Raw genomic sequence first — 22,369 nt, forward strand, 5'->3', positions numbered from 1 at the left:
CGACTTTATAGACGATAAAAATCGGCTTTAAAAGCATTTCTATCTTACTACGTCGTAATTATTTCAAATATTCCCGATAACAATCGAGTTATCGCGTGGTGACGCTTGTTGTAGGAGCTGCCGCAGGCTGCGATCTTTGGCGGTCACACAGACTCCGAAAATCTACGGCAAAATCAAAAGATCGCAGCCTGCGGCAGCTCCTACGGGTGTCATCCGCGTTTAAAGCCCCTCATCCAACACCTTCGACAAGGTATCGACGAAGAAGTCCACGCTCCGACGCGAGGTCACCATCGGCGGCTTGATCTTGAGGATGTTCAGGTAGTCGCCGGTCGGCTGCATGAAGATCCCCAGTTCGCGCAAGCGATCGCACAGCGCGGTGGTTTCTTCGGTGGCCGGCTCCAGGGTTTCGCGGTTGCGGATCAATTCCACCCCCAGATAGAAGCCCGAACCGTGCACGGCGCCGACCAGTGGGTGGCGGTCGATCAGTGCCTCAAGACGCTCCTTGAAATACCCGCCGACGATCTGCGCGTTTTCCCAGAGTTTCTCTTCCTCCATTACGTCCAGTACCGCTATGCCGATTCGGCAACTGACCGGACTGCCACCGGCTGACGAGAAAAAGTAACCCTCGGCTTCCAGCGCTTCGGCGATTTCCCGACGAGTGATGACCGCGCCCAATGGCTGACCGTTGCCCATGCCTTTGGCCATGGTGATGATGTCCGGCACCACGCCCTGCTCTTCAAAGCCCCAGAAGAACTTGCCCATTCGGCCATATCCGACCTGCACTTCGTCGGCGATACACACACCGCCCTGGGCGCGGACCCGTGCATACACCTGTTGCAGATAGCCCGGCGGCAGCGAAATACCGCCGGCATTGCCGTATACCGGTTCGCAGATAAAACCGGCCAGCTGGCGATTCTGTTCGGCCAGCCTGGCCAGGTTGTGCTCGACGCTGCGCACGTAATCCGGCGCGCTGTCGAGGCCGCGAAACTCACCGCGATAGGTGTTCGGCGCGGTCACCGGGTGTACCCAGTCCGGACGGGTGCTGAGGGCTTTCGGGTTATCGGCGATCGAGGTGGAAATCGCATCAGTGGCCACCGACCAGCCGTGATAAGCCTCGAGCACGCTGAGCATGTCCCGACCGCCGCTGTAGGCCCAGGCCAGCCGGATCGCCAGGTCATTGGCCTCGGTGCCGCTGTTGACCAGGAATACCCGGTCCATGGAATCCGGCGCCAGCGCCAGCAACCGTTCGGAGAACTCGGCAATCGCCGCGTAGTGGAAACGCGAGTTGGTGTTGAGCAGCGACCATTGGCGACTGGCTTCGGCGGCCATGCGCGGATGACCGTGACCGAGTACCGCGACATTGTTGAGCATGTCCAGGTAGGAGCGGCCCTGCATGTCGATCAGGTGGTTGCGCCAGCCGCGCTCGATGCGCGGCGGGTCGAGGTAATAGTGTTTCTGCGAACGGGCGAAACTGGCGTCGCGGCGGGCCAGCAGGGCTTGCGGGTCGAGTTCGGGTTCGGCATCGCAGGCCAGCCCCAACAGCGCCGCTGGCGAGGGGCACAACGCCTGCCAGGCGGGGGCCTGTGAAGGGCTGCAGAACAGCGGTGGGTTGAGCTCCAGTCCTCGGCACCACTGCACTCGCAACAGACCACTGACCTCGCCCAGGACCTGGCCTTTGACCAGCGCCGCGCCCGAATGCAACGACGGTTTGACACCCCACAGACGCACGCGCAACTGCGCACTGTCGAGCTGCAGAGCGCCATCGGCCGCCACGTGCACCACGCCCGCAAACGGCGCCTCGACCGCAGTGCCAAGGGGCACCTGCAACTGCACATGCAGCGGGCAAGTGTCCGGCTCAACGGGACTGTCCGGACGGGTCCGGGACAAACGGTATTGTCCATAACGGCTGGCCGCCAAACCATGAGTGGCGCCGGCTTCACTCAGCAAACGCTCATCGATGCCTTCCTGCTCCCAGTTGCCGGCCTCGAAATGCGGGCTGAGCACGCCCAGGTCAATCAAGGCGAATTCACGTCCCACCAGGCTCGGCAGCAACGGCGCGAAGCCTTCACTGGCAATCGGCGGCAACGAATGCCCCACCGCCGTGAGAATCGCCGCATCCATCAAGTCAAACGGCGCTGAGGTGGCGACACGAAAGATCTCCCATTCATGGGTGAGATTGTCGCGGCTGTATTGATTCTCTGGATCGATGCTGACCTGTTGCTCGCCGCTGAGCACCAACACCGCCGCGCGCGCGACGATCAGCGGCCAGAGCGCCAGCAGCTCCTGATGTTGCAGCGGATTGACCGCGTGGTAGGCGCGGATCGCTGGCAGAATGCCGAACGGATCACCCTCGGCATGGTGCAGCAAGGCCGCGCAGGTCACCGACAGATCGGTAATGCGCCAGGTGCGAATCAGGTCGCCGAAATCGATCACCCCCTGCAGTTGCCATTGACGCTGCGGGTCGCGCAGCCAGACCACGTTGTCATCGGTGATGTCCATATGGATCGCCTGCACCGGCAGGTCCGCCACCAGTGGTTGCAAACGACGTTCAGCCTCAAACGCGGCGCTGGCGATCAAGCCGCGCTGGCGCTCATCGGTGATCACCGGCAACAGGTGATTGATCAAGCCGTTGGCGTGCCGCGCATCCCATTGCAGCGCGCGTTCCAGCCCCGGGTGCCGGAACTCGGCCAGGGCCAGATCCATCTCGCCGCAGAGTCGCCCCAGGCCGCACACCAGATCATGACCCAGATGCTTGAGATGCGTCAGCGACTGGCCTTCGATGTAATCGAGCAAACGTACATGCAGCAGTTGCCCGGCCACTTCCAGCGTGAGCAGGTCCTGACCGTTGATCGCCGGTATCACCCCAGGCACATGCAGCTCGGGATGCGCGCCCAGATGCTTGAGGGCCGCGTGCTGGGCTTCAAGCTCAATGCCCGCATAGTCACCGCGACAGATTTTCAGGACGAAGCGGCCCAGGTCGCTGTCGAGACGGTAGTTGAGATCCTGCTGGCTACCCAGCGAATGCAACGTCCCGCTCAAGCCGTAATGCACCTGCAGCAGCTCCAGCGCTTGCTGCTCAGTGACCTGCGGGCTTGGCAGACTGGCGCGATGAATCAACGTGGCAAGCGACATACAACGGACCTCTGGATTTTATTATCAGGCGCCTATATCGCCACTGCGACCGCCGATACGCAACCCCCGGATGCCAGTCAGTCATCGGTGACGGATTCCACTCAGGGATTTTTCCTACTCAACGCGTAGAACGCCAGGAATGTTCGGACCTTATCCATGCTGATAGGCTGATTTACTTGGAGCGCTGCTCCTACAGGCGAAAGCGTCATCCCGGACTCCCGGCTCTGACCAGCACCACCCCTGGCCTGCCAACACGCTATGATCCAATGGCTCTACGCCCGTCTTGAGGAGTAAGACTACCGACATGCGCATTCTCATTACCGGCGGCGCCGGCTTTATTGGTTCGGCCTTGATCCGCCATCTGATTTCGCACACCGAACACGAAGTGCTCAATCTGGACAAGCTGACCTACGCTGGCAATCTGGAGTCGCTGACCAGCATCGCGACCGATACCCGCTATGAGTTCGTGCAGGCCGATATCGTCGATCAAGCCGCCGTCAGCGCCGTGCTGGCACGGTTCCAGCCGCATGCAATCATGCATCTGGCGGCCGAATCCCATGTCGACCGCTCCATCGACGGCCCGGCGGATTTCATCCAGACCAACATCGTCGGCACCTACAGCTTGCTGGAGGCCGCTCGCGCCTGGTGGCAGACATTGGCCGAGCCGGATAAAAGCGCCTTCCGTTTTCACCATATCTCCACCGATGAGGTCTACGGCGACCTGCACGGCGTCGATGAGCTGTTCACCGAAACCACGCCCTACGCCCCTAGCTCTCCGTATTCGGCCAGCAAAGCCGCCTCCGATCACCTGGTTCGTGCCTGGCAGCGCACCTACGGTTTGCCAGTGTTGTTGAGCAACTGTTCGAACAATTACGGGCCGTTCCATTTCCCGGAGAAGCTGATCCCGCGGGTGATCCTCAACGCGCTGTCCGGGAAACCGCTGCCGGTTTACGGCGACGGCCTGCAGGTACGTGACTGGCTGTACGTCGAAGATCACGTCCGTGCACTGCTCAAGGTGCTGACCAAAGGTGTGGTCGGTGAGACCTACAACATCGGAGGCCATAACGAGCAACGAAACATCGACGTGGTGCAGAGCATTTGCAGCCTGTTGCAAGAGCTTGTGCCGCAGCGCCCGGCCGGCGTCGGGCAATTTTCCGAGCTGATCACCTTCGTCAAGGACCGCCCGGGCCACGACCTGCGGTACGCTATCGATGCCAGCAAAATCGAGCGCGAACTCGGCTGGGTTCCCGAGGAAACCTTCGAAAGCGGGCTGCGCAAAACCGTGCAGTGGTACCTCGACAACCTCGACTGGTGTCGCCGCGTTCAGGACGGTAGCTATCAAGGCCAACGCCTGGGCAACAGCGACTTCAAGGATCTGATCGCATGATGAAGGGCATTGTTCTGGCGGGCGGCACAGGTACACGCCTGCACCCGATTACCCTTGGCGTGTCCAAACAACTGCTGCCGGTTTACGACAAACCAATGATCTATTACCCGATCTCGGTACTGATGCTGGCCGGCATCAAGGACATCCTGGTGATTTCCACCCCCCAGGACCTGCCGCAGTACCGCAACCTGCTGGGTGACGGCAGTCAGTTCGGGGTGCGGTTCACCTATGCCGAGCAGCCGTCCCCGGACGGGCTGGCCCAGGCTTTCCTGATCGGTGAAGCGTTTATCGGTGACGATTCGGTGTGCCTGATCCTCGGCGATAACATTTTCCACGGGCAGCACTTCACCGAGAAACTGCTACGCGCCGCCGAGCAGCCAGCAGGGGCCACGATATTCGGTTACTGGGTCAAAGACCCTCAGCGTTTTGGGGTGATCGATTTCGATAGCCAGGGGCATGTCTTGTCGATCGAGGAAAAACCTCAACAGCCGAAATCGAGCTATGCCGTCACCGGCCTGTATTTCTATGACAACTCGGTGGTAAACATCGCTAAAGCCGTCAAACCTTCAGCCCGTGGCGAACTGGAAATCACTGACGTCAACAATGCTTATCTGCAGCGCGGCGACTTGCGCGTCGAACGCTTCGGTCGAGGCTTTGCCTGGCTCGATACCGGCACCCACGACAGCCTGCTGGAGGCCTCACAATACGTGCAGACCATCGAGCACCGACAAGGCCTGAAAGTCGCCTGTCTCGAAGAGATCGCCTACAACCAGGGCTGGATCGACCGCCAGCACCTGCTCAAGCACGCTCGTTATTTTGGTAAAACCGGATACGGCCAATACCTGCTCACCCTGGCCGGAGAAACCCCATGAATGTAGTCAAGACCGATCTGCCTGGTGTTCTGATCATCGAACCCAAGGTATGGGGCGATGAGCGCGGTTTTTTTTACGAAAGCTACAACGCCAGGGCCTTCGAAGAAGCGACCGGCCTGAAGCGGAAATTTGTTCAAGACAATCATTCACGCTCGCAAAAAGGCGTGCTGCGCGGCTTGCACTACCAACTGGAAAACACCCAGGGAAAGCTGGTAAGGGTCACCGCCGGAGAGGTGCTCGACGTTGCGGTGGACATCCGTCGCAGCTCGCCGAATTTCGGGCGCTGGGTTGCCGTGCGCGTATCGGCTGAGAACCATCGCCAGCTATGGATTCCGGAAGGTTTCGCCCATGGTTTCCTGGTACTGAGCGACTTCGCCGAATGCCTCTACAAAACCACCGATTACTACTCTCCATCGGCCGAGCGCTGTATTCGCTGGGACGATCCGACCCTGGCCATCGACTGGCAGCTCGACGAAGCGCCACGCCTCTCGGCCAAGGACCAGGCTGGCAAGCTGCTGCAAGAGGCTGATATGTTCCCATGAGCACGTCCCTGAAGATCCTTATCAGTGGCCAGCACGGGCAGGTTTCCCGCGAGCTGCAACTGCACCTCAAGGACCTCGGCGAGCTGATCGTGCCGGGACGCGACCGGCTCGACCTGACTCAGCCCGAGCAGATCCGCCAGCAACTGCGCAGCTTGCGCCCGGATCTGGTTATCAATGCCGCGGCGCACACGGCGGTCGATCAGGCTGAAAGCGAGCCGGATCTGGCGTTCGCGCTCAACGCCACGGCGCCAGGGATCCTCGCCCAGCAAGCCTTTGAGCTGGGCATCCCGCTGATTCACTATTCCACCGACTACGTGTTCGACGGCAAGAAAACCGCGCCCTACACCGAGGATGATCCACCCAACCCGTTGAGCGTCTACGGCAAAAGCAAACTCGCCGGTGAGCAGGCGATCCGCAACGTCGGCGGCGAGCATTTGATTCTGCGTACCAGTTGGGTCTACTCGGCCCATGGCCACAATTTTCTGTTGACCATGCAACGCCTGCTGCAAGAAAAACCGCAGCTGCAGATCGTCGCGGACCAGATCGGCGCCCCCACTTGGGCCGGAACCATCGCCAACAGCACCCGCCTCCTGATTGAGCGCTGGCAAACAGGTCAGGCCGGGACCTGGGGCACCTACCACCTGACCGCTTGCGGCGAAACTTCCTGGTTCGGTTTTGCCCAAGCGATCCGTGAGCAGCTGCAATCCTTGGGCAAGCCGTGCGCGACCCTCGAACCGATTCCGTCCAGCGCCTACCCGACGCCAGCCCTCCGACCGTTGAACTCGCGCCTGGATTGCAGCCGATTGCAACAACAATGGGGCATCACTCAGCCGGACTGGCGCAGTGCTTTACGCGAGTGTCTTGCGCAGCAAGGCTAGGCATAATGCGTCTGTACCCACAGGCGTTCGACACCCATGACTCCCACCCTTCCCCGCAGACCCCGATGGCGCAGCCTGGCACTGCTCGCGCTATGCCTGGCGCCGTTGCTGTGGCCACTGGAGCACCTGGCCGAGCGTTATTACCGCAGCGAGCTGGCAGGGCAGAACCGGCAGACCCTCGACCTCTACGTCGCCAACCTGCTGGGCACGCTGCATCGCTACGAAGTGATGCCGCAAATCGTCGGTGACCTGCCAGCCTTGCGTGCCGCCCTCGCCACCCCTGAACAGGGTGCCAGTCAAGATAACGCCAACCGCTTGCTCAAGGACATCTGCGCCCAGACCGGCGCCGAAGTCATGTATTTGATGGACCCCTCCGGCAAGACCCTGGCGGCGTCCAACTGGGACAAAAAAGACAGTTTTGTCGGACGTAATTTCTCTTTCCGGCCGTATTTCAGCGAAGCCATGGCCGGGCGTCTGGGGCGTTTCTTCGGACTGGGCACGACTTCGGCCAAGCGCGGTTACTTCTTTGCCGCCCCGGTACGCGACGGTGAGCGGATCATTGGCGTGCTGGTGGTCAAGGTCGACCTTGATCATACCGAAAGCCTCTGGGGCAAGACCCCCGAACAACTGCTGGTGACCGATCACAACGGCGTGGTGATCCTCACCTCGAGACCGGAATGGCGCTTTCGTGCGACCCGTCCGCTGACCGACCAAGAGCGTGGGGCGATTGCCGCGGTCCAGCCCTACCCAACCCTCAACCCACAACCGCTGGACTTCAGCCCTAATGCCTGGCTGACCCAGACCCGGCAAATCGAGGAAACCGGCTGGAGTGTCAGCATCCTCGCCCCACGCACCCTGATCGACCGCCCGGTCCGTACCGTGGTCGCGGTGGGTGGCGCGACGCTGTTGGCGCTGATGCTGCTGCTCGGCCTGATGATGCAGCGCCGCCGCCATTACCTGGACCGCATCGCCTTCGAAGCCAAGACCCGTCGCGAGCTGGAAGTGCGCGTCGCCGAACGTACCAGCGACCTCGAAGGCCTCAACCGTCGCCTCAAGCAGGAAGTGCTGGAGCGCGAGCATGCCCAGCAAGAGCTGGTCCGCGCTCAGGATGACCTGGTGCAGGCCGGCAAGCTGTCGGCGCTGGGCACCATGTCGGCGAGCATCAGCCACGAACTCAATCAACCGCTGGCGGCGATCCGCAGTTATGCGGAAAACGCCGAAGTACTGCTCGACCACCAACGCACAGAGGATGCTCGCGGCAACCTGAAACTGATCAGCGAGCTGACCGGACGCATGGCCTCGATCATCGCGCATCTGCGGGCCTTCGCCCGCCGCGACCGCCATGCGCCGGAAAGCGTTGCCCTGCAACCGGCGCTGGATGATGCACTGGCCTTGCTGGCCAAGCGCAGGCGCGCCATGGAAGTCGAACTGATCCGCGACCTGCCGGCCGCTACGCTGTGGGTCGAGGCCGGCGAAACCCGCCTGCGCCAGGTGCTCGGCAACCTGCTGGCCAACGCCCTCGACGCACTGACCGAAAAAGGTCCGCCACGCAAACTCTGGCTGAGTGCCGAAGCCACCGCCAATGGCGTCAACCTGTACATTCGCGACAACGGACCAGGCTTTTGCATGGAGGCCCTTGGCCGCGCCAGCGAGCCTTTCTACACCACCAAGACCCGCACCCAAGGGCTCGGGCTGGGCCTGGCCATTTGCGACACCCTGATGCGCAACTTCGGCGGTGAACTGTCGTTTGCCAACCATCGCGAAGGTGGCGCCCTGCTAACCCTGCGACTGCGCGCTGGAGCGCCAGGAGTCAATTTGCAACCCTCCGAGGACCGCAGTGCATGAGCAATGCTATCGACAGCCGCATCCAGGTGGTGTTGATCGACGACGATCCCCATTTGCGCCAGGCCCTGGGCCAGACCCTCGACCTCGCCGGGCTGAAAATCCTCCCGCTGGCCGAAGCCAAGGGCCTGGCCGGGCGTCTTGGACGCGACTGGCCGGGGGTGGTGGTCAGTGACATCCGCATGCCTGGCATGGACGGCATTGAGTTGCTGAACGAACTGCACGCGCAAGACCCGGACCTGCCGGTGCTGCTGATCACCGGGCATGGCGACGTACCCTTGGCGGTACAGGCCATGCGCGCCGGAGCCTATGACTTCCTGGAAAAACCCTTCGCCAGCGACGCCCTGCTCGATAGCGTGCGCCGTGCCCTGGCCTTGCGCCAACTGGTGCTGGACAACCGCAGCCTGCGCCTGGCCCTGAGCGACCGGCATGAACTCAGTGCGCGGCTGGTGGGCCACTCGGCGCCCATGCTGCGCCTGCGCGAACAGATCGGCGCACTGGCCGCGACCAAAGCCGACGTGCTGATCCTCGGCGAGACCGGCGCCGGCAAGGAAGTGGTTGCCCGCGCGCTGCACGACCTGTCGAGCCGTCGCAACGGTCCGTTTGTCGCGATCAACGCCGGAGCCTTGGCCGAATCAGTGGTCGAGAGCGAATTGTTCGGCCACGAGCCCGGGGCGTTCACCGGTGCGCAAAAGCGCCGCATCGGCAAATTCGAATTCGCCAACGGCGGCACGCTGTTCCTCGATGAAATCGAAAGCATGAGCCTGGATGTACAGGTCAAATTGCTGCGTTTGCTGCAAGAGCGGGTGGTCGAGCGCCTGGGTGGCAATCAACTGATCCCGCTGGATATCCGCATCATCGCCGCGACCAAGGAAGACCTGCGCCAGGCGGCGGATCAGGGGCGTTTCCGCGCCGACTTGTATTACCGGCTGAACGTCGCGCCGCTGCGTATTCCACCGCTTCGCGAGCGCGGCGAAGACGCGCTGATGCTGTTCCAGCACTTCGCCGACGAGGCCAGCACCCGCCACGGCCTGCCGCCCCACGAGCTGCAACCGGGGCAACGGGCCTTGCTGCTGCGCCATAGCTGGCCGGGCAATGTGCGCGAACTGCAGAACGCCGCTGAACGTTTCGCCCTCGGTCTCGAACTGGCGCTGGATAACAACACCGAGAGCGGCAGCGGTGCTCCCATCACCGTCGACCTCAGCGGCGGTCTGAGCGAGCAAGTGGAAAACTTCGAGAAATCCCTGATCGCCGCCGAGCTGGCTCGCTCCCACGGCTCGCTGCGCAGCCTTGCAGAAGCGCTGGGCATTCCACGCAAGACCTTGCACGACAAACTGCGCAAACACGGTCTGAATTTCGCCGACAGCGCTGCCAGCAGCAACCCCGACGAGCTCGATTGAGCCACCGACTAATCTTCCCACCAGCATTCTGAAAAAGAGGCCCGTGCATGAACCCCGACAGTCGTTATCTGGAATCGATCCTCCATCACGACATCCCCCTCACGCGGGACATGGGCCTCAAGGTGCTCGACTGGAAAGCCCGACAACTGCGCCTGCATCTGCCGCTGGAGGCCAACGTCAACCACAAAAGCACCATGTTCGGCGGCAGCCTCTACTGTGGCGCGGTATTGGCGGGCTGGGGCTGGCTGCATTTGCGCCTGCGTGAAGAGGGTATCGAAGACGGGCACATCGTGATTCAGGAAGGCAAGATCAGCTATCCATTGCCCGTCACCACCGATGCCAGCGCCATTTGCGATGCGCCGAGTGACCCGGTGTGGAAGAAGTTTCTGGCGACGTACCAGCGTTACGGACGGGCCCGGCTGACGCTGCATTCACGCATCGTCAATGCCGGCAGTGATGAGGATGCCGTGGTCTTTACCGGGCAATATGTGTTGCACCGGTAGGAGCTGCCGCAGGCTGCGATCTTTTGATCTTCAGGAGCGAGCCAACACCAGCAACTTCTCCCGCCACGCAGCTTTGGCCGGCAATGCCAGGAAGAACGGATTCAATAACGATTCCCGCGCCGGATAGCTGAACGGCGCACCGCTCAAATCCAGCACCTCTCCCCCCGCGCCTTCCAGCACGCCCTGCGCGGCAGCGGTGTCCCACTGCGAAGTCGGCGCCAGCCGTGGATAACAATCGGCAGCACCTTCCGCCAACAGGCAGAACTTTAGCGAGCTACCGATACTCGCCAATTGCAGCTCACCCAGACTGTCACTCAGCCCGGCCAGCAATCGCTCCTGCTCGGGGCTCGAATGCCGACGGCTGGCGACCACGGTAAACGCTTCACCCGCGGGCGGAACGTCGCGTACCTGAATCGGTGTCGGCTCAGTGTCCTGGTCGGCGCGCCAGGCACCCAGACCAGCACCGCCGAAATAGCAGCGGCCATTGGTCGGCATCGACACCACGCCGAACACCACCCGCCCCTGCTCGATCAAGGCGATGTTGACGGTGAACTCTTCACTGCCGGCAATGAATTCCTTGGTGCCATCCAATGGGTCCACCAGCCACCAGCGCTGCCAGCCGGCGCGCACGCTCAGCGGGATATCGGCATCTTCCTCCGACAGCACCGGGATGCTCGGGTCCAGTGCCGTCAGGCCAGCGAGGATCAGATGATGAGCGGCCATGTCAGCCGCGGTCACCGGCGAGTCGTCGAGCTTGGCGGTGACCACCACATTGGCGCGCCAGAACGGCAGAATGGCTTCACCGGCCTGAAGGGCCAGTTCGATGACCGGAGCCAGCAATGGATGGGGCAAGCCCATGGCAGATTGGCTCATGGCTGAAACATCCCACGCTCGGTCAGCACATCGCGGGCCAGGTACAGGGCCGCCAAGGCACGGCCTTCGGTGAATTGCGGATTCTGCACCAGGGCAGACAATTCGCGCAGATTGACTCGATCCACGCGCATCGGCTCGGGTTCGTCGCCCTCAAGGCGATCCTCATACAGTTCGGTCGCCAGCACCACCTGAATCTTCTGGCTCATGTAGCCGGGCGACAACGACAGCTCGGTCAAATGTTCAAGCTGGTGCGCACCAAAACCAGCCTCTTCCTTGAGCTCGCGCTCGGCTGCCGCCAACACATCTTCGCCCGGCTCGATCAGCCCCTTGGGCAAAGACAATTCGTATTCATTGGTGCCGCCGCAATACTCTTCAATCAATACCGCATGATCGTCATCGATCATCGCCACGATCATCACCGCGCCATAACCGACACCTTTGCTGACCAACCGCTCATAGGTGCGTTCGACGCCATTGGAGAAGCGCAACTGCAGCTCTTCGACGCAGAACAAACGGGTGGTGGCGACTATCTCGCGGGCAAGTATGGTGGGTTTCTGGCGCATGGCGGCTCCTTGAGGTGAACGCGGTACTATACCCCGGCTTACCCGATTGTTTGTGTCGGATATCTTTCTACCGTTCGAGAAGTTTTCCATGCCCTCATTGCCCTGGCGCGATATCGATACCGTTCTGCTGGATATGGACGGCACACTGCTGGACCTGCACTACGACAATCATTTCTGGCTCGAGCACCTGCCTCAGCGCTACGCCGAGTTGCATGGGGTGAGCCGGGCCATGGCGGAGCTGGAATTGCAGCCGCTGTTCGAGCGCAATGCCGGTCAGTTGCAGTGGTATTGCCTGGACTTCTGGAGCGCTGAGCTGAAACTGTCGGTGCGCGAACTCAAGCTGGAAACCGCCCATCTGATTGCTCTACGCCCGGACGCCGACACCTTCCTGGCGGCGATCAAACAGGCCGGCAAGCGGGTTGTGCTGATCACCAACGCGCACCGCGATTCGCTGTCATTGAAGCTGGAAAAAGTCGAGTTGGCGCCGTATTTCGAGCGGTTGATCAGCTCCCACGATTACGGCTTCGCCAAGGAAAGTCCGCAGTTCTGGGATGCCCTGCAAGCCGATATCGGTTTCGATCCGGCCCGCAGTCTGTTTATCGACGATACCTTGCCGATCCTGCGCAGTGCCCGCGACTTCGGCGTCGGGCATCTATTGGCCGTCAGCCAACCGGACAGCCGCCGAGAGCCCAAGGACACCGCGGAGTTTGCCGCGGTGGGGGATTATCGGGAGTTGATTGCAGGGCTCTAGACCGAAGGGGCTGCCTCTGTAGGAGCTGGCGCAGCCTGCGATCTTTTGATCTTTTTTGACTGATGAATCGCGGAAGATCAAAAGATCGTCCGAACGCGGCCCGAACCTTCGGCAGCTCCTACAGAAGACCTCAAATTATTCAGGAATCCGCAACGTCTGCCCCGGGTAGATTTTGTCCGGGTGCGACAGCATCGGTTTGTTGGCCTCGAATATTTTGTTGTACTGGTTGGCGTCGCCGTACTCGGCCTTGGCAATCGCACTGAGGGTGTCGCCTTTTTTCACGGTGACAAAACGCGCCGCCTTGGCAACAGGGCCCGTCACGGTGATCTGATCGTCAACGCTACCGACTCCGGCAATGTTGCCCACGGCCAGCAGTATCTTCTCTTTCTCCTCCTGACTGGCGACTTCACCGGTGAGCGTGACTTTGTCGCCGTCTACCGTAGCCTGTACATTCGGATTACCCAGGCCGACCTTGGCGATGTGTTCCTTCAACTGCTCGCTGGCATTGGCATTGCCGGGCGTCAGCAGATCGATAAGCTTTTCACCTGCTTCCTTCACAAAGCTAAAAATACTCATGGCGCACACTCCTTGGTTATTTATGGGTCCAGACGCGAAAGACTAGACCAACCTGGCAAGGAGCGGTTCCAGGCCGACCAATGACCCCACCCTGTGCAAGCGCTAGAATCCCGAGCCTAGCCAGCGCCCCGGAGCGAAGATGGACATCAAACAGCTGAAATTCCTCATCGCCCTCGACGAAACCCGTCACTTCGGCCAAGCCGCCGCCCGCTGTCACATCACCCAGCCGACCTTGTCCATGCGCCTGCGCAGCCTCGAAGAAGAGCTCGATCTGCCGCTGGTCAATCGCGGGCAGCGTTTCGAGAGTTTTACTGCCCCCGGGGAGCGGGTGCTGGCGTGGGCCCGCACCGTGCTGGCGGCCTACGATGGCCTGCAAGCCGAGGCCGCAGCCTGTCGCGGCAACCTGGTCGGGACCCTGCGCCTGGGCGTGGTGCCACTGTCGAACTTCGACCCGCTACCGCTGCTGCAGCGCCTGCACAAAGAACACCCGAGCCTGCGCTTCGAACTGTCGGCGTTGAGCTCCGAGCAAATCCTCGAGCAACTGGCGAGCAATCGCCTGGACCTTGGCGTTTCGTACCTGGAGCGGCTGGACAACGAACGTTTCGACTCGCTGGCCCTGAGCGAAACCCGCATGGGCCTGCTTTACGACCAACGCTTCTTCAGCTTCGGTGAAAAACCCCTGAGCTGGGAGGCGCTGATCGAATTGCCCTTGGGCATGCTCACCAGCGGCATGCACTTTCGCCAGTCCATCGACCACAACTTCCATAGTCGTGGTCTCCACCCGCAACCGCTACTGCAAACCGACGCGGTTCATCAGCTGCTCCAGGCGGTGCACGGCGGCCTGTGCTGCGCGGTAATGCCTCTGGAAGGCGGTCTTGAAGCCTTGACCGACGACCTGCGCCTGCAACCGATCGAGAATGCCCAAACCCTCGCCCGCCTGGGGCTGATCATGCGCCGCAGCGCGCCGCGTTCAGCGCTGGCTGAAGCCTGTTTTGCGCTTTATCAAAAATCGTTCAACAAGTCTTGATCGACGGCATCTATCGGTACATCAGAACTAGCGATTAGACGCGACACTTTGACGCGCCTAGTCTTAAAGGTGAATACACCGTCGGTACTGCCTCATGAACGCCAAGCGCAAGCCTCGCGCGGCGCCTGCCCTGGAAATTCCCGCGCTCGCCGCCAGTCAGAGCTATCACTACTGCAACCTGGAACACACTGAATCAGCCAGCACCGCGCTCGCTGAAGAAGTCGCGCTGGCGATCGCCTATAACGGGATCAGTCAGGCGGTGATGCTGGTCACCCCCAGCGATCTTGAAGACTTCATTGTCGGCTTCAGTATTGGCAGCGGGATCATTAGCGACGTTTCGGAAATCTACGACCTGAAACTCAGCGGTTCGGGCTCGGCGCAGTACGCGCACGTGGAAATCGCCAGCCGCGCTTTCTGGAACCTCAAGCAGCAACGCCGCCAACTGGCCGGAACCAGCGGTTGCGGGCTCTGTGGTGTTGAAGCGGTTGAGCAGGCATTGCCTGAACTGAATGTATTACCTGGCGCGCCCTTGCCGCCAGCCGAGTGGCTCGACGGGTTGCGTCAGCGCATCAGCGCTTTTCAGCCCTTGGGACAGTACAGCGGCGCAGTGCATGCGGCGGTGTTCATGAACAACCGGGGCGAACTGCTGCTGGGTCGCGAAGACATCGGCCGACACAACGCCCTCGACAAACTGATCGGCGCGCTGATTCGACAGAACATTCCCACTGCCGGCGGCCTGGCGATTGTCACCAGCCGCTGCAGTCTGGAACTGATCCAGAAAGTCTTGCGCGCAGGCATTCAGACCTTGGTCAGCCTGTCGTCACCCCCCGGCCTGGCCCTGCAGTGGGCCCGCCGGCACAACCTCAATCTCATTCACCTGCCGCAAAAAAGTGCGCCGCGGGTCTATAGCCCTGCGATGGAGAATCACGCGTGAGCAGTCATCAACAAGCCGACCAAAAACCAACCCCGCGCTACAAGCCCTACAGGGGCCCGGCCGGCGGTTGGGGCGCACTGATCAGCGTCGCTCAAGCCTGGTTGACCAGCGACAACGCACTGAAAAACATCCGCATGATGCTCAAGACTAACCAGAACGGCGGCCTTGACTGCCCGGGTTGCGCCTGGGGCGACTCGCCGGAAAGTGGCATGGTCAAGTTCTGTGAAAACGGCGCCAAGGCAGTCAACTGGGAAGCCACCAAGCGCCGGGTAGATGGCGCTTTTTTCGCCAAGCACAGCGTCAGTTCGTTGCTGGAGCAGAGTGATTACTGGCTCGAATACCAGGGTCGCCTCACCGAGCCGATGAGCTATGACGCTGAAACCGACCGTTACACCCCCATCAGTTGGCAAGCGGCTTTCACGCTGATTGGCAAGCACCTGCAAAACCTCGCCAGCCCCAATCAAGCCGAGTTCTACACCTCGGGTCGGGCCAGCAACGAAGCGGCGTACCTTTATCAGCTGTTTGTGCGCGCCTATGGTACCAACAACTTCCCCGACTGCTCGAACATGTGCCACGAAGCCAGCGGTGTAGCCATGGCGCAGAGCATCGGAGTCGGCAAAGGCACAGTGACTTTCGATGACTTCGAACACGCCGATGCGATTTTCGTCCTCGGGCAAAACCCCGGCACCAACCACCCGCGGATGCTCGAACCCTTGCGCGAGGCGGTGAAACGCGGCGCCCAGGTGGTGTGCATCAACCCGCTCAAAGAGCGCGGGCTGGAACGCTTCCAACACCCGCAACGCCCTATCGAGATGCTCACCAACGGTGATCGTCCGACCAACACCGGGTACTTCCGTCCGGCGTTGGGCGGTGACATGGCGTTGCTGCGCGGCATGGCCAAGTTCCTGCTGCAATGGGAACGCGAAGCACAGCTGGCAAACGAACCGGCGGTGTTCGACCACGACTTCCTCAACGAACACACCGCTGGCGTGCTCGAGTATCTGGCCGCTATTGACGCTACCTCGTGGGAACAGATCATCGAGCAGTCCGGCTTGCCGCTGGCTGAGATCGAACAGCTCGCGCGCATGTACGCCAAGGCCCAGAACGTCATCATGTGCTGGGCCATGGGCATTACCCAGCATCGCCACTCGGTGCCAACCATCCAGGAAATCACCAACCTGATGCTGCTGCGCGGCAACCTCGGACGCCCGGGCGCTGGCCTGTGTCCGGTACGCGGCCACAGTAATGTGCAGGGCGACCGCACCATGGGCATCAACGAGCGCCCACCGGCGTTCTTCCTCGATGCGCTGGAACGACGCTTCCAGTTCAAGGTACCGCGTGAAAACGGTCACAACGTCGTCGAGGCCATCCATGCGATGCTCGACGGCCGCTCGAAAGTCTTTATCGGCCTGGGTGGCAACTTCGCCCAGGCGACCCCGGACAGTACACGGACCTTTCAGGCGCTGAGCAATTGCGACCTGACCGTGCAGATCAGCACCAAGCTCAACCGCAGCCATCTGGCCCACGGTAAAGAGGCACTGATCCTGCCATGCTTTGGCCGTACCGATATCGACCTGCAGTCCGAGGGCCCGCAAGCGGTCACCGTGGAAGACTCTTTCAGCATGGTCCACGCCTCTAACGGGCAGTTACAGCCAATCTCCAAACTGATGCGCTCAGAGCCGTCGATCATTGCCGGCATCGCTGCCGCGACATTGGGGACGCACCCGGTGGACTGGAACTGGCTCGTCGCCGATTACCGACGCATTCGCGAACTGATTGCCGACACCATTCCCGGCTTCAAGGACTTCAACCAGCGCCTGGAAAATCCGGGTGGTTTCTACCTGGGCAGCAGCGCTGGCGAAAGGCGCTGGAATACCGCATCGGGCCGGGCGAATTTCCGCCCGAACATTTTGCCGGTCGATCTGGTGCATGAGCGCACCCGCGCCACTGGCGTACTGCCAGACCTGATTATGCAGTCGATGCGCTCCCACGATCAGTACAACACCACCATCTACGGCCTCGACGATCGCTATCGTGGCGTCAAGGGTCAGCGTGACGTGTTGTTCGTCAACGAAGCCGACATCATCCGCCTGGGCTTCAAACCCGGCCAGAAAGCCGACATCGTGTCGATCTGGGACGATGCTCGCGAACGGCGGGTCAAGGGCTTCACCTTGCTCGCCTTCGATATCCCCGCCGGGCAAGCTGCCGCCTATTACCCTGAGGTGAACCCGCTGGTGCCGCTGGAAAGCACTGGCGACGGCAGCCACACGCCGACATCGAAGTTTGTCGCGATCCGCCTGGAAGCGGCGAGTGACAATGGATTGATCATGGCGAAGTCGGCGTAAAAGCAAGATCAAAAGATCGCAGCCTGCGGCAGCTCCTACAGGATTGATGTGCATCTGAAATTCTACGGGTATACGCGGTCGGCGTAGGAGCTGCCGCAGGCTGCGATCTTTTAAAGGTGGCGCTGATCAGCAACTTTCCAAACGCCCACAAAAAAGGCCGCTTTCGCATGAAAACGGCCCGTCACCAGTAGTTAAAGACCCGCGAAAAACCGTTAAGTTCCGCCTAAAAAACAGTAACTTATAGAAATGTGTTGAAGTCGTGTTACTCGTCGGATTTCGATTGTAACGCCCATCACTCAGCCTCAGGATCGCGCCGTCATCCCCTTGAGGTTTTTCGTATGAAGTTCTCCTCGATTCTCTTGTTGTCCCTTAGCCTGGCCAGTGGCATCGCTTCTGCCGGAGGCACCACCGAAGCAGGTGTGGGCGGCGCATTGGGCGGGGTTCTAGGCTCGGTGGTCGGTCAGTCGTTAGGCGGCAGCACCGGTTCCACTATCGGTGCAGCCCTGGGTGGCGCAGGCGGTAGTGCGGTCGGCGCGGACAAACGTAGCCGTGGCGAAGCAGCCATCGGCGGTGCGCTGGGCGCAGCCGGCGGTAACGTGGTCGGCCGCAGCATGGGCGGCACCACCGGCAGCCTGATCGGTTCTGCCGCGGGTGGCGGTGCCGGTGGCGCGCTGGGTAACTACATGGGCAACAAGAGCGATGACGACGACGATCGTCGCCACAGCAGTCGCGGCCGCGATGACCGCCGCTACTACCGTGACGGCCATCCCGGCCGTGGTCATGCCTATGGGCATCGCAAGCATCACAAACACAATCGCCACCGTTAAGGCTTAAAGTGTTTTGCGCTCGGCCTTTCTAAAAGATCGCAGCCTGCGACAGCTCCTACATGAGCTGCCGACAGGCTGCGATTTTTTTGTTCACACCACCAATTGCTCCAGTGCCCCGCGCAACGCCGCAGGAATCGCCACCGGCTGATTCGACGCCCGATCCACAAACACATGCACGAAGCGCCCCGCCGCGCAGGCATCTTCTTCTCCCGCCTTGAACACCGCCAGCTCGTACTGCACCGAACTATTGCCCAACTTGCCGACCCGCAAACCGATTTCGATGCGCTCGGGGAAAGCAATCGAGGCAAAGTAGTCGCAGGCTGAACTCACTACAAAGCCCACCACCTCTCCGTCGTGAATATCCAGCCCACCCTCTTCGATCAGGTAGGTGTTCACCGCTGTGTCGAAAAAGCTGTAGTAGGTGACGTTATTCACATGACCGTAGACATCATTGTCGTGCCAACGGGTGATGATCGGCTGGAAGTGGCGGTAATCAGCGCGTTGTGGCATCTGGTCGGTCATTGAGTGGTCTCTCGGCTAATGGGGCAAATAGTGTAATCGCTGCGATCGCCTCGGTCGGGGGCGACACGTTGTCCTAAAGATTCTCCTCGGCCCACTGCCTCACCTCGGCATAGGGATAGTCCTCCAACGCGGCAAACCCCGGAATCGCCCGGGCCTTGAGTTTGGTGAACAGCGGCACGCTGATCCCGCACAGGAATCGCGTCAGTCGCTCAGCACCCGGCAGGCTGCCGGTGTACTGCTCATGCCTGTGGATAAAGTCGCCGCACAGTGCCTGGAAGTTTTTATCCACAAGCGCCGGCAATACAGGAGGTGCTGGTAGGCGAGCAACCTGTCCATGGCACACCGAACAGTGCCCGCACTGCTGAGGCGCGTTTTCGTCGCCGAAATACCGGGCCAGTCGATAACCAAGGCAATGCTCGGTGGCGAACAAATCGAGCATGGCGTGAATCCGCGCGATCTCGGTGCGTTCATGCTGGGTGAAACCAGCATGCAATTCAGCGCTCAGCAGCTGCGCATCGAAATCCGTCTTCAGCAAGCTGTAGACCTCGGTCATTTGCTTGCTTTCCAGTTCCACCCAGCCCTTCTCCTGGAAATAATCCAGGGCCTTCACCACCCGGTTTCGTTCGGCTTGATGCTGCTGATACAAGGCGTCGAAATTCACCGTGGCCCAGGTTCGGGCGCGGCTTGAGGTCTGAATGATCGCCGAGACAAAGTCCCGTCGTTCACCCTCGAAACGTGCCAGCAAGGCCTCTGGCTCGACCAGAAACTTGAAGCGGTAGTCAGCGAAATAGGCATAGCGTGGCGCAATCAAACCGCGCAGCTCTAGCTGCACCAGCAAGGTCTTGAGCGGCAATTGGCGAATGTTGCTCTGATCCGCCAAGGGTCCGAGCAGAAACTCCCATTGCCCTTCGGGGCTGGCCGCTTGCAGCTCGTCCAGCACACAGCGAATCCCGCTCAGCTCCGGCGTGTCACCGTAAACGAAATTCTCCAGCACATTGAGACTGTCGCGGTTGGCCAGCACCAGGCAGTCGGACGGCTGCCCGTCACGCCCGGCGCGGCCGATTTCCTGGCTGTAGTTCTCGATGGATTTCGGCAAGTCGAAATGCACCACGTTGCGGATATCGCTCTTGTCGATACCCATGCCGAAAGCGATGGTGGCGACGATGCAATTGCACTGTCCAGCCATGAACCGCCGCTGAATCGCCTCGCGTTTTTCATTGGGTAGACCGGCGTGGTATCCCTCGGCCGCAATGCCATGCTGGCTGAGGTGCAGAGCGATCTGCTCGGCGGTTTTCTGCAAGGTGACGTAGACGATACTCGGCTGCCCGGCACGCTGGCCCAGCCACTCGACCAAACGTCGACGCTTGTCCTGGCCGCGCACCGGCTCCACCAACAGGTTGAGGTTCGGCCGGTAGAAACCGGTGGTCACCACATCATCCGCCGCGATGGCGAATTTCGCCTGCATGTCGGCGATCACTTTCGGCGTCGCGGTGGCGGTCAGCAGCAACGCCTGGGGGATGTTGAACTGGCGTTGATAGCCCGGCAGCTTCAAATAGTCCGGACGGAAGTTATGCCCCCATTCCGAAATACAGTGCGCCTCGTCGACCACCAGCAGAGAGATCGGTACCTGCTGCAAAAAATTGCGGAAGCGCTCGTTCTTCAGGCGCTCCACGGAAATCATCAGGATCTTCAACTCGCCGGACCGGGCCCGCGCCATGACCTCGTTGGCGTCATCCCGGCTCTGTACCGAATCGATACTCGCCGCCGCGATGCCATGACGCGCCAGGAACGCCAGCTGATCCTGCATCAACGCCAGCAACGGCGAGACCACCAGCGTCAGGTGCGGCAGCAGCAAGGCCGGCAGTTGATAACACAACGACTTGCCCGACCCGGTAGGAAAAATCGCCGCCGCCGAACGTCCAGCCAACACCGCACTGACCGCCATCTCCTGGCCGGGCCGGAACTGTGGATAACCGAAGACCTGTTCAAGGGTGTTGTGCATAAGCTGTCACTCCGTTGACCGCTGAGATGTCTGAAGCCTAGCGCGACAAGCTCAGCGGATCGAAAAAAGGTCGGGGGTAAAACACTACAGGTTGATACAAACGGCACAACTAATTACCTCACTCCCCCGCACCTTCAACCGATAAGGTTCATCGCTTGCGCCCGGACTGACCTGGCGTGGCCAAAAAAATCAGGGCGACAAAAATCTCTGCTCAACACACCTCGCCCGTAGCAATAACCACCGTCCGCGGCCCCCTCATCACGGCAGGAAGCCTGATGCCCGCGGATCCTACATGAAGGATTGCATCATGCAGTTTATGTTTTCAGTGCTATCGCGCACCGGCTTGCTGACCGTGCCACTGTTATTGGCCGGATGCCTTACCGTCCCGGAAACACCCATAGTAGAGCCAGGCGCAGCAGCCTTCGAAACACCCGAGTATCAGGCGCAAAAAGGCTTGGCCGTGATCAAGGCCTCGACGCTTTACGCGCGTGGCGGCACCGGCCAGGGCGTCACCGTTGCCCTGATCGACTCAGGCTTGAACGCCAGCCTGCCAGCGTTTCAGGGGCGCCTGGCCGATCCTGGCTACGACTTTGTGCGCAATCTGCCCGGCACTATTGACCCCAAGGGACACGGCACACAAATGGCCGGCATCCTCGCCGCGAACAAGAATGATCAAGGGATGCACGGCATGGCCTTCAACGCCCAACTGATCCCCATGCGATTCGGTGACGACAAGGAACCCTTCTACTTCGACAGCGAAATCGCCAAGTCCTGGCAGGCCGGATTCGACAAGGGTGCACGCATCCTTAGTAACTCCTGGGCCAACCCGATAGAAGCCAACACCAATGAAACCGTGATCTATGAACGGTTGATGGGCGACTCCCTCGAAGTGGCCAAAAAACTGGTGGATCAAGGTGCGGTATTCGTTTTCTCCACCGGCAATGAAGTCAAGCGTGAACCCCTGGCCGAACCGGGACTGCCGGCTTTGGTGCCCGAACTGGAAAAGGGCTGGATCGCGGTCATGGCCCTGAAGAACGATGGCACCGCCATCAACCTCAAATCCAACTACTGCGGCCTGGCGGCGCGCTGGTGCATCGCGGTGCCAGGCGGCGATGGCGGCGCAGGGCTGTTGACCACCGGCAACGACGGCAGCTATGTGCAAACCGCCGGCACCTCGCCAGCTGCCGCGATGGTCAGCGGCGCCCTTGCAGCCCTGCAAAGCCGTTACCCGAAACTCAGCCCGCAGCAAGTGCGCGAATTGTTGCTCAGCAGCGCCAACCGCACCGGCATCTACGCCAATAGCGAAGCTTACGGCAGAGGCTTGCTGGACCTCGAGGCCGCCTCGCGTCTCACACCTGAACAGATGGTCGAATAATCCGGTGAGTTCCCACGC

General features: G+C 60.9%; 19 protein-coding genes. 13 read left to right on the plus strand and 6 right to left on the minus strand.

Annotated features, from left to right (window positions below):
- Window positions 1–219: 219 nt before the first annotated feature.
- Window positions 220–3,132 carry an aminotransferase gene (locus F8N85_RS03945; RefSeq protein WP_150802365.1) on the minus strand — a complete coding sequence of 971 codons (2,913 nt, stop codon included), beginning with the start codon at window positions 3,130–3,132 and terminating at the stop codon, window positions 220–222.
- Window positions 3,133–3,436: 304 nt separating this feature from the next.
- On the opposite strand from F8N85_RS03945, the gene rfbB reads away from it, so the two are divergent.
- The 7 genes from rfbB to F8N85_RS03980 are packed head-to-tail and all read left to right on the plus strand — an operon-like array spanning window position 3,437 to window position 10,556.
- Window positions 3,437–4,519: a dTDP-glucose 4,6-dehydratase gene (gene rfbB, locus F8N85_RS03950; protein ID WP_150802366.1), complete on the plus strand. Its 1,083-nt coding sequence runs from the start codon at window positions 3,437–3,439 to the stop codon at window positions 4,517–4,519.
- Window positions 4,516–5,391, plus strand: coding sequence for a glucose-1-phosphate thymidylyltransferase RfbA (rfbA, locus tag F8N85_RS03955; protein ID WP_150802367.1), 876 nt, complete (start codon window positions 4,516–4,518; stop codon window positions 5,389–5,391). Before rfbB ends, rfbA begins: the two co-directional genes overlap by 4 nt.
- Window positions 5,388–5,933 carry a dTDP-4-dehydrorhamnose 3,5-epimerase gene (gene rfbC, locus F8N85_RS03960; RefSeq protein ID WP_150802368.1) on the plus strand — a complete coding sequence of 182 codons (546 nt, stop codon included), beginning with the start codon at window positions 5,388–5,390 and terminating at the stop codon, window positions 5,931–5,933. The genes rfbA and rfbC overlap by 4 nt, the downstream gene beginning before the upstream one ends.
- Window positions 5,930–6,811 carry a dTDP-4-dehydrorhamnose reductase gene (rfbD, locus tag F8N85_RS03965; protein WP_150802369.1) on the plus strand — a complete coding sequence of 294 codons (882 nt, stop codon included), beginning with the start codon at window positions 5,930–5,932 and terminating at the stop codon, window positions 6,809–6,811. Before rfbC ends, rfbD begins: the two co-directional genes overlap by 4 nt.
- Window positions 6,812–6,847: 36 nt before the next feature.
- The gene (locus F8N85_RS03970; RefSeq protein WP_150802370.1) at window positions 6,848–8,656 is read left to right on the plus strand and encodes a sensor histidine kinase; all 1,809 of its coding nucleotides are present in this window, start codon (window positions 6,848–6,850) and stop codon (window positions 8,654–8,656) included.
- Window positions 8,653–10,053 carry a sigma-54-dependent transcriptional regulator gene (locus F8N85_RS03975; protein ID WP_150802371.1) on the plus strand — a complete coding sequence of 467 codons (1,401 nt, stop codon included), beginning with the start codon at window positions 8,653–8,655 and terminating at the stop codon, window positions 10,051–10,053. Before F8N85_RS03970 ends, F8N85_RS03975 begins: the two co-directional genes overlap by 4 nt.
- A 47-nt stretch (window positions 10,054–10,100) precedes the next feature.
- The gene (locus F8N85_RS03980) at window positions 10,101–10,556 is read left to right on the plus strand and encodes a thioesterase domain-containing protein (protein WP_150802372.1); all 456 of its coding nucleotides are present in this window, start codon (window positions 10,101–10,103) and stop codon (window positions 10,554–10,556) included.
- A gap of 30 nt (window positions 10,557–10,586) precedes the next feature.
- Here the strand turns inward: F8N85_RS03980 and cysQ are convergent, their stop codons facing one another.
- Window positions 10,587–11,414, minus strand: coding sequence for a 3'(2'),5'-bisphosphate nucleotidase CysQ (cysQ, locus tag F8N85_RS03985; RefSeq protein WP_150802482.1), 828 nt, complete (start codon window positions 11,412–11,414; stop codon window positions 10,587–10,589).
- An 11-nt stretch (window positions 11,415–11,425) separates the two neighbouring features.
- Window positions 11,426–11,992: an ADP compounds hydrolase NudE gene (gene nudE / locus F8N85_RS03990; RefSeq protein WP_150802373.1), complete on the minus strand. Its 567-nt coding sequence runs from the start codon at window positions 11,990–11,992 to the stop codon at window positions 11,426–11,428.
- Window positions 11,993–12,080: 88 nt separating this feature from the next.
- Between nudE and yrfG the strand changes: the two genes are divergently transcribed.
- Window positions 12,081–12,743, plus strand: a complete 663-nt coding sequence (gene yrfG / locus F8N85_RS03995; RefSeq protein ID WP_150802374.1) for a GMP/IMP nucleotidase — start codon at window positions 12,081–12,083, stop codon at window positions 12,741–12,743.
- A gap of 135 nt (window positions 12,744–12,878) precedes the next feature.
- Here the strand turns inward: yrfG and lysM are convergent, their stop codons facing one another.
- Window positions 12,879–13,319 (minus strand): peptidoglycan-binding protein LysM, encoded by a 441-nt coding sequence (gene lysM, locus F8N85_RS04000; protein WP_150802375.1) that lies wholly within the window; start codon window positions 13,317–13,319, stop codon window positions 12,879–12,881.
- A gap of 139 nt (window positions 13,320–13,458) precedes the next feature.
- Here lysM and F8N85_RS04005 point away from each other — a divergent pair, with 139 nt between their 5' ends.
- The 4 genes from F8N85_RS04005 (at window position 13,459) to F8N85_RS04020 (ending at window position 18,452) form a co-directional block, all read left to right on the plus strand.
- Window positions 13,459–14,346, plus strand: a complete 888-nt coding sequence (locus F8N85_RS04005; protein WP_150802376.1) for a LysR family transcriptional regulator — start codon at window positions 13,459–13,461, stop codon at window positions 14,344–14,346.
- A 94-nt stretch (window positions 14,347–14,440) separates the two neighbouring features.
- Window positions 14,441–15,280, plus strand: coding sequence for a formate dehydrogenase accessory sulfurtransferase FdhD (gene fdhD, locus F8N85_RS04010; RefSeq protein WP_150802377.1), 840 nt, complete (start codon window positions 14,441–14,443; stop codon window positions 15,278–15,280).
- Window positions 15,277–17,625 carry an FdhF/YdeP family oxidoreductase gene (locus F8N85_RS04015; RefSeq protein ID WP_150802378.1) on the plus strand — a complete coding sequence of 783 codons (2,349 nt, stop codon included), beginning with the start codon at window positions 15,277–15,279 and terminating at the stop codon, window positions 17,623–17,625. The genes fdhD and F8N85_RS04015 overlap by 4 nt, the downstream gene beginning before the upstream one ends.
- Window positions 17,626–17,963: 338 nt before the next feature.
- On the plus strand, window positions 17,964–18,452 hold the full coding sequence (locus tag F8N85_RS04020) for a glycine zipper domain-containing protein (protein WP_150802379.1): 489 nt from the start codon (window positions 17,964–17,966) through the stop codon (window positions 18,450–18,452).
- 90 nt (window positions 18,453–18,542) lie between these two features.
- Here the strand turns inward: F8N85_RS04020 and F8N85_RS04025 are convergent, their stop codons facing one another.
- Together F8N85_RS04025 and F8N85_RS04030 are read right to left on the minus strand one after the other, a co-directional pair.
- On the minus strand, window positions 18,543–18,974 hold the full coding sequence (locus F8N85_RS04025) for an acyl-CoA thioesterase (RefSeq protein WP_150802380.1): 432 nt from the start codon (window positions 18,972–18,974) through the stop codon (window positions 18,543–18,545).
- A gap of 73 nt (window positions 18,975–19,047) precedes the next feature.
- On the minus strand, window positions 19,048–20,976 hold the full coding sequence (locus tag F8N85_RS04030; protein WP_150802381.1) for an ATP-dependent DNA helicase RecQ: 1,929 nt from the start codon (window positions 20,974–20,976) through the stop codon (window positions 19,048–19,050).
- A gap of 307 nt (window positions 20,977–21,283) precedes the next feature.
- Here F8N85_RS04030 and F8N85_RS04035 point away from each other — a divergent pair, with 307 nt between their 5' ends.
- Complete coding sequence (locus tag F8N85_RS04035) at window positions 21,284–22,351, plus strand: S8 family peptidase (RefSeq protein ID WP_191636105.1); 1,068 nt, start codon at window positions 21,284–21,286, stop codon at window positions 22,349–22,351.
- Window positions 22,352–22,369 lie beyond the last annotated feature (18 nt).

Source organism: Pseudomonas fluorescens (assembly GCF_902497875.1).
Taxonomy (GTDB): Bacteria; Pseudomonadota; Gammaproteobacteria; order Pseudomonadales; family Pseudomonadaceae; genus Aquipseudomonas; species Aquipseudomonas fluorescens_BR.

Bases quoted from the DNA above. Each gene is read 5' to 3' on its own strand.
- F8N85_RS04035 (WP_191636105.1), top strand. From the start codon at position 21,284: ATGCAGTTTATGTTTTCAGTGCTATCGCGCACCGGCTTGCTGACCGTG.
- F8N85_RS04030 (WP_150802381.1), bottom strand. From the start codon at position 20,976: ATGCACAACACCCTTGAACAGGTCTTCGGTTATCCACAGTTCCGGCCC.
- rfbB (WP_150802366.1), top strand. From the start codon at position 3,437: ATGCGCATTCTCATTACCGGCGGCGCCGGCTTTATTGGTTCGGCCTTG.
- yrfG (WP_150802374.1), top strand. From the start codon at position 12,081: ATGCCCTCATTGCCCTGGCGCGATATCGATACCGTTCTGCTGGATATG.
- nudE (WP_150802373.1), bottom strand. From the start codon at position 11,992: ATGCGCCAGAAACCCACCATACTTGCCCGCGAGATAGTCGCCACCACC.
- rfbA (WP_150802367.1), top strand. From the start codon at position 4,516: ATGATGAAGGGCATTGTTCTGGCGGGCGGCACAGGTACACGCCTGCAC.
- F8N85_RS04005 (WP_150802376.1), top strand. From the start codon at position 13,459: ATGGACATCAAACAGCTGAAATTCCTCATCGCCCTCGACGAAACCCGT.
- rfbC (WP_150802368.1), top strand. From the start codon at position 5,388: ATGAATGTAGTCAAGACCGATCTGCCTGGTGTTCTGATCATCGAACCC.
- cysQ (WP_150802482.1), bottom strand. From the start codon at position 11,414: ATGGGCTTGCCCCATCCATTGCTGGCTCCGGTCATCGAACTGGCCCTT.
- F8N85_RS04025 (WP_150802380.1), bottom strand. From the start codon at position 18,974: ATGACCGACCAGATGCCACAACGCGCTGATTACCGCCACTTCCAGCCG.
- F8N85_RS04020 (WP_150802379.1), top strand. From the start codon at position 17,964: ATGAAGTTCTCCTCGATTCTCTTGTTGTCCCTTAGCCTGGCCAGTGGC.
- fdhD (WP_150802377.1), top strand. From the start codon at position 14,441: ATGAACGCCAAGCGCAAGCCTCGCGCGGCGCCTGCCCTGGAAATTCCC.
- lysM (WP_150802375.1), bottom strand. From the start codon at position 13,319: ATGAGTATTTTTAGCTTTGTGAAGGAAGCAGGTGAAAAGCTTATCGAT.
- F8N85_RS03980 (WP_150802372.1), top strand. From the start codon at position 10,101: ATGAACCCCGACAGTCGTTATCTGGAATCGATCCTCCATCACGACATC.
- F8N85_RS03970 (WP_150802370.1), top strand. From the start codon at position 6,848: ATGACTCCCACCCTTCCCCGCAGACCCCGATGGCGCAGCCTGGCACTG.
- F8N85_RS03945 (WP_150802365.1), bottom strand. From the start codon at position 3,132: ATGTCGCTTGCCACGTTGATTCATCGCGCCAGTCTGCCAAGCCCGCAG.
- F8N85_RS03975 (WP_150802371.1), top strand. From the start codon at position 8,653: ATGAGCAATGCTATCGACAGCCGCATCCAGGTGGTGTTGATCGACGAC.
- rfbD (WP_150802369.1), top strand. From the start codon at position 5,930: ATGAGCACGTCCCTGAAGATCCTTATCAGTGGCCAGCACGGGCAGGTT.